Genomic DNA, 817 nt, shown 5'->3' on the forward strand with positions numbered 1-817 from the left:
ATAGGGCCAGTCCCTCCACCTCTCTTGATAAGGTACAACTTCATATTCAGATTTCAATTATCTTAATATTATTACTTTTGGATCAATTGTCAATGCTTTTTAGAAAATACTTTCATCTTCATCGTTATATAAAACCATATCAAGCACGATAGCGATGGCAGTGCAAATCAGAACATCTCCCTCGTTTGCAATCTGCAAGTGATAGGAATCACCCCAACTGAGCCACTTTTTGCTCACTGACATCCGGACATTTTCCCCGTCCGTCAGCTGGAATTCATCCCTCCATAAATCACCATCGATTTCCCAGTTAAGCCCGGAAATCACAAATTTCGGTTTGAAAAACGTTACTTTCTTCGTTACCTCACAAACTGTTTTCCCGCCAATTGAAATCTCATAGCGCGGCAATAAAGACATTAGTTTTTGTTCTATGGAAACGAGCGTTTTCCCGGATGAGTCTGTCATTTGTAATGAGTCTCCTAACGAGAAAAAACGCCCCTCCACCTTGAATGTTTCTTGTTCATCCCGGTCATAAATGTGAAATGCATCTTTAAATGAGAACATTTTTTGTTTCATAAATAACTCGATCATTGCTGAAGTCTCCTTTGGGTTTGCCTTGTATGAAATTACGGATAGGTGGCGAAAAGGTTTCAGGCTCTAAATCAACACAATTTTAAAAGGCTGCGTGATTCAGCAGCCTTTTCGTTTGAAATATAGAATTAGGAAAGATGCATCCGGCGTTTTTGGCGGATGGCGTCAAGGTCGATTAGGTTGTTGTGATGAGGTGCGGCTGCTGGCAGAGGGCTTGTCTTTTGCGGTT

Annotated in this window: 1 protein-coding gene and 1 pseudogene; both read right to left on the reverse strand. The window is 41.0% G+C overall.

Annotation, left to right across the window (positions count from 1 at the left end; genetic code table 11):
• Nucleotides 1-99: 99 nt before the first annotated feature.
• Entirely contained in the window at nucleotides 100-588 is a 489-nt protein-coding gene (locus ACWHAR_RS25570) for an LURP-one-related/scramblase family protein (protein ID WP_014481330.1), read from the reverse strand.
• 128 nt (nucleotides 589-716) lie between these two features.
• Nucleotides 717-817: pseudogene (locus tag ACWHAR_RS25575) on the reverse strand (hypothetical protein); the annotation flags it as partial.

The sequence above is a fragment of the Bacillus sp. LR--39 genome, assembly GCF_053613335.1.

Bases quoted from the DNA above. Each gene is read 5' to 3' on its own strand.
- ACWHAR_RS25570 (WP_014481330.1), bottom strand. From the start codon at position 588: ATGATCGAGTTATTTATGAAACAAAAAATGTTCTCATTTAAAGATGCA.